The organism is Nguyenibacter vanlangensis (assembly GCF_013376155.1).
Lineage (GTDB): Bacteria > Pseudomonadota > Alphaproteobacteria > Acetobacterales > Acetobacteraceae > Gluconacetobacter > Gluconacetobacter vanlangensis.
Genome location: NZ_JABXXP010000204.1, coordinates 1 through 4,803, shown reverse-complemented (window position 1 = coordinate 4,803; position 4,803 = coordinate 1). Strand labels below are relative to the sequence as shown.

Annotated in this window: 6 protein-coding genes; 4 read left to right on the top strand and 2 right to left on the bottom strand. The window is 67.3% G+C overall.

The annotated features are described in order from the left end of the window. A partial coding sequence (locus HUK84_RS10680) for a SurA N-terminal domain-containing protein (protein WP_176640279.1) occupies positions 1 to 524 on the bottom strand: 524 nt, incomplete at its 3' end. A 255-nt stretch (positions 525 to 779) separates the two neighbouring features. Here HUK84_RS10680 and tpiA point away from each other — a divergent pair. The 4 genes from tpiA (at position 780) to kdsA (ending at position 4,506) form a co-directional block, all read left to right on the top strand. Then, positions 780 to 1,523, top strand: coding sequence for a triose-phosphate isomerase (gene tpiA, locus HUK84_RS10675; RefSeq protein WP_176640278.1), 744 nt, complete (start codon positions 780 to 782; stop codon positions 1,521 to 1,523). A 35-nt stretch (positions 1,524 to 1,558) separates the two neighbouring features. Beyond that, positions 1,559 to 1,900 carry a preprotein translocase subunit SecG gene (gene secG / locus HUK84_RS10670; RefSeq protein WP_176640277.1) on the top strand — a complete coding sequence of 114 codons (342 nt, stop codon included), beginning with the start codon at positions 1,559 to 1,561 and terminating at the stop codon, positions 1,898 to 1,900. A 147-nt stretch (positions 1,901 to 2,047) separates the two neighbouring features. Next, complete coding sequence (locus tag HUK84_RS10665; protein WP_176640276.1) at positions 2,048 to 3,679, top strand: CTP synthase; 1,632 nt, start codon at positions 2,048 to 2,050, stop codon at positions 3,677 to 3,679. Continuing rightward, positions 3,676 to 4,506: a 3-deoxy-8-phosphooctulonate synthase gene (gene kdsA, locus HUK84_RS10660; protein WP_176640275.1), complete on the top strand. Its 831-nt coding sequence runs from the start codon at positions 3,676 to 3,678 to the stop codon at positions 4,504 to 4,506. The genes HUK84_RS10665 and kdsA overlap by 4 nt, the downstream gene beginning before the upstream one ends. Before the next feature lie 18 nt (positions 4,507 to 4,524). Here the strand turns inward: kdsA and HUK84_RS10655 are convergent. Beyond that, the coding region (locus tag HUK84_RS10655; RefSeq protein ID WP_176640274.1) for a DUF3429 domain-containing protein at positions 4,525 to 4,803 on the bottom strand (279 nt) is incomplete at its 5' end.

Below are 4,803 nucleotides of genomic sequence, written 5' to 3'. Positions count from 1 at the left end.
CCCTGGAGCGGCTCGGCCAGGCCGCGCACGGCGATGTCCTGGCGCACCAGGTCCAGCAGGCGGGATTCGGTCATGCCGATCTGGCGCAGGCGGGCGTCGAAGAGGCTGCGGTCGAAGCGGCCGTCCGTGCCCTTGAAGACCTGCATGCCGAAGATTTCGTCGCGGACCGCCGCGTCGGGCACGATCAGCTTGAGCCGGTCGGCCGCGCGCACCATTTCGGATTGCATGAGCAGGCGCTGCAGGGCCTGCTGCGCCACCTGGCGGCGGGTCGCGGGTGGGAGCTGCGACGGATCGGTGACGCCGAACTGCCGGGCCGTCTGCTGCAGTTCGTTCTGCGTGGCGGAGAGCAGGGCGTCCGTGGTGATCGTCTGGTCGCCGATGCGGGCGACGACGTCGGCGCGTTCGCTGCCCATGTTCGTCAGCACGTCGCCGACTCCCCATCCGACGAAGGCGAGGAAGAGCAGGCCGGCAATGATGCGGCCCAGCCAGGAATCGACGAGAACACGGCGGAGGAAGGAAATCATGAAATCCAGGGTCCGGACGAGAGCGGCTTGAGGCGTGCGGCCGCGCGCGGCGACCTTTTCGGCGGGGCACCATAGGGATACCGTTGCCGCTTGACCAGAACCCTGTTCACGGCCGCGCCATCAGGGGCTTTGCGGCATTGCACCATGCGCGGCCGCATGGTGTAGGGTATCGGAACCTGGTCGGCCTTCCCCCTGAAAAGACGAGACCGCCGGCGGCCGGGTGGAAGGGCGGCGTTGGCACAGGATGGGAACATTATGAGGCAGATGGTCGTCGGCAACTGGAAGATGCATGGGCTGAGTGCCGCGTCGCGCGATCTGGTCGGGGCGATCGCCGACGGGCTGGGCGCCATTCCCTCGCCGCCGCAGGTCGTCGTCTGTCCGCCTTTTACCCAACTGGCCCTGCTGGCGCCGATCCTGAAGGGAAGCGGGATCGCGCTGGGGGCGCAGGATTGCCATCAGGCGCCGATGGGCGCGCATACCGGCGACGTGTCGGCGCCCATGCTGGCCGAACTGGGTGTCGAATATGTCATCCTGGGGCATTCCGAGCGGCGGCGCGACCATGGGGAGCTGGACGAGACGGTGCGCGAGAAGGCCCAGGCGGCGATGGCGGCGGGGCTGACGCCGATCGTCTGCGTGGGCGAGAACGGCGACCAGAAGGCGGCGGGCGAGGATCGCGACGCGATCGGCTGGCAGATCAAGGGGTCGCTGCCCGACGGGTTTTCGGGGATCGTGGCCTATGAACCGGTATGGGCTATCGGGTCGGGCGTGCCGGCGTCGCGACAGGATATCGCGGACATGATGGGCTTTATCCGCGCGGAACTGGTCCGGCAGTTCGGCGCGGCTGGAAAAACCATGCGGATCCTCTATGGTGGGTCGGTGAATGCGCGCGACGCCGCGAGCATCCTGCCCATCGCGGAGGTCGGCGGCGCGCTGGTCGGTACTGCGAGTCTGCAGGCCGAGACGTTCCTGCCGATTGTCCGGGCCGCCGTGGATCTGTAAACGGTCGGTCTGCTGCGTGTTATCTGGAAGCTAGTATGATCACCGTCCTTCTTTTTCTGCATCTGTTCGTGACCCTGGCGCTGATCGGGACAGTCCTGATCCAGCGTAGCGAGGGGGGCGGCCTGGGAATCGGCGGCAGCCAGGGCATGGGGGCGTTCATGTCCGGGCGGGGGACGGCGAACCTGCTGACGCGCACGACCGCGATCCTGGCCGGGATCTTCATGCTGCTGTCGCTGACCCTGGCGGTGATGAATCGCGGGGCCTCGACCGGCGGCGGGCATGACATCCTGGCCCAGCCGCCCGCACCGGCCGGCGTTCCGGCCCCCACCCCCGCTCCGGCTTCCACCCCTGCTCCGGCGCCCGCGCCGACGCACTGAACGGGGCGAACGGATCGGAATGGCCGCTCCCGCCGGTCGGCGGGGGCGGCCATTTTGTTTATATTCTTCTATTCTTCTCGGGCGGGTGGCGATGGGGCCGGATATAGGCTTTCCACCATGACGGGAAACGGTGTAGGAAGGCGCTCCATGACGCGGTTTGTATTCATCACTGGCGGCGTGGTTTCCTCTCTCGGTAAAGGCATTGCCTCGGCAGCCCTGGCGGCGCTGCTGCAGGCGCGCGGATACCGGGTTCGGCTGCGCAAGCTCGATCCCTATCTGAACGTCGATCCGGGCACCATGAGCCCGTATCAGCATGGCGAAGTCTTCGTGACCGACGATGGCGCGGAGACGGACCTGGACCTGGGCCATTACGAGCGCTTTACGGGCGTGCATGCGACCCGGGCCGACAATGCCACGACGGGCCAGATCTATTCCGACGTGATCGCGCGCGAGCGGCGCGGCGATTACCTGGGGGCGACCGTCCAGGTCATTCCCCACATTACCGACGCCATCAAGGAAGCGGTGGTTGCCGGGACCGATGCGCTGGATTTCGTGCTGGTCGAGATCGGGGGCACGGTGGGCGATATCGAGAGCCTGCCGTTCCTGGAGGCGATCCGGCAGTTGCGCAACGACCTGGGCGCCGGCACGACGATGTTCGTGCACCTGACCCTGCTGCCGTGGATTCCCTCGGCGGGCGAGCTGAAGACGAAGCCGACGCAGCATTCCGTCAAGGAACTGCAGAATGTCGGCATCCAGCCGCAGATGCTGCTGTGCCGGTCGGACCGGCCGATTCCCGATACCGAGCGGCGCAAGATCGCCAATTTCTGCAATGTGCGGCCCGAGGCCGTGATCGCGGCGCTGGATGTCGACACGATCTATGCCTGCCCGATTTCGTACCATGCCGAGGGCATGGACACCGAGGTGCTGCGCCATTTCGGTCTGCCCCATGACCAGGAACCGGACCTGACGGCGTGGAAGAACGTGCTGGAGGCGATGCGCCATCCCGAGGGCGAGGTGCGCATCGCGGTGGTCGGGAAATATACCGCGCTGCTGGATGCCTATAAGTCGCTGATCGAGGCGCTGCAGCATGGCGGCATCGCGAATCGGGTGCGGGTGAAGCTGGACTGGGTGGAAGCCGAGATCTTCGAGAAATCGGAGACCGCGATCGAGGCGCTGCGCGACGCGCATGCGATTCTGGTGCCCGGCGGATTCGGCGAGCGCGGGGCGGAGGGCAAGATCCAGGCCGTGCGCTTTGCGCGCGAGCACCGGATTCCGTTCCTGGGCATCTGTTTCGGGATGCAGATGGCCGTCATCGAATGCGCGCGGAACCTGGCGGGCCTGCCCGATGCGTCGTCGACCGAATTCGGGCCGACCCCGGAGCCGCTGGTGGGGCTGATGACCGAATGGGCCCGCGGCAACGAGCTGCTGCGCCGCCGCGAAGGCGGGGAAATGGGCGGGACGATGCGCCTGGGCGCCTATCCCGCCAAGCTGGCCGAGGGGTCGCGGGTGGCCGGGATCTATGGCAAGACCGAGATCCGCGAGCGGCATCGCCATCGCTATGAGGTCAATGTCCATTACCGTGCGGTGCTGGAAGAGGCCGGGCTGAAATTCTCGGGCATGTCGCCGGACGACATCCTGCCGGAAGTGGTGGAATATCCGGACCATCCCTGGTTCGTCGCCGTGCAGTATCACCCTGAATTGCTGTCCAAGCCGTTCGATCCGCACCCGCTCTTCTCGGGTTTCGTCGGGGCGGCCGTGAAGAAGATGCGCCTGGTATGAGCCATTCAAGATCCGTTTCGGTCGGCGAGCTGGTCGTCGGCAATGATCGTCCGCTGGTGCTGATCGCCGGGCCCTGCCAGATCGAATCCGAATCGCATGCGATGGAGATGGCCGGGGCGCTGGACGGCATCGCCCGGGAGTGCGGGATCGGGGTGATCTATAAAAGTTCGTTCGACAAGGCGAACCGTACCAGCCTGGGCAGCGCGCGCGGTGTCGGCATGGCGAAGGGGCTGGAGATCCTGGCGCGGGTGCGCGAGCGGTTCGGCATGCCGGTGCTGACCGACGTGCATGCGGCCGAGCAATGCGCGCCGGTGGCCGAGGCGGTCGATGTGCTGCAGATCCCGGCCTTTCTGTGCCGGCAGACCGACCTGCTGCTGGCCGCGGGCGAGACCGGGGCGGCGATCAACGTCAAGAAGGGCCAGTTCCTGGCGCCGTGGGACATGAAGAATGTCGCGGCGAAGATCGCCTCGACCGGCAATGAGCGCATCATGCTGTGCGAGCGGGGCACCAGCTTCGGCTACAACACGCTGGTCAACGACATGCGCGGCCTGCCGATCATGGGCGAGACCGGCTATCCGGTCGTGTATGACGCGACCCATTCCGTCCAGCAGCCGGGCGGGCTGGGCGGCGCGTCGGGCGGGCAGCGGGAATTTGCCCCGGTGCTGGCGCGCGCGGCGGTCGCGATCGGGGTGGCGGCGGTCTTTATCGAGACCCATGAGGACCCGGACCGTGCGCCCAGCGACGGGCCGAACATGATCCCGATCGGCGAGATGAAGGATCTGGTGACCCGCCTGCTGCGCTTCGACCGGTTGGCGAAGGGCGGCTGAGCGGGCGCCGTGCCTCTGTCATGCCAGGCGGGTCAGGACGATGAGCGCCAGGCATGACAGGGTGACGGCGGTGATCCACAGGCGCAGGGCGAGATAGCCGGACGGGAGTTCGCCCCGGCGCCAGGCCGCGCGTTCGGCCGCGAACAGGCCGCCGAATCCGGCCATCAGGATGATGAGGCCGGCGACGGCGTGGCCCAGATAGAGTGTCTGGATGCCCAGCCAGGCGACCGGCAGCGGGATGGCGCCGGTCAGCAGGCGGCGCGTGTCGGCGGACGCGGTGCCGGATGCGGCGAGCAG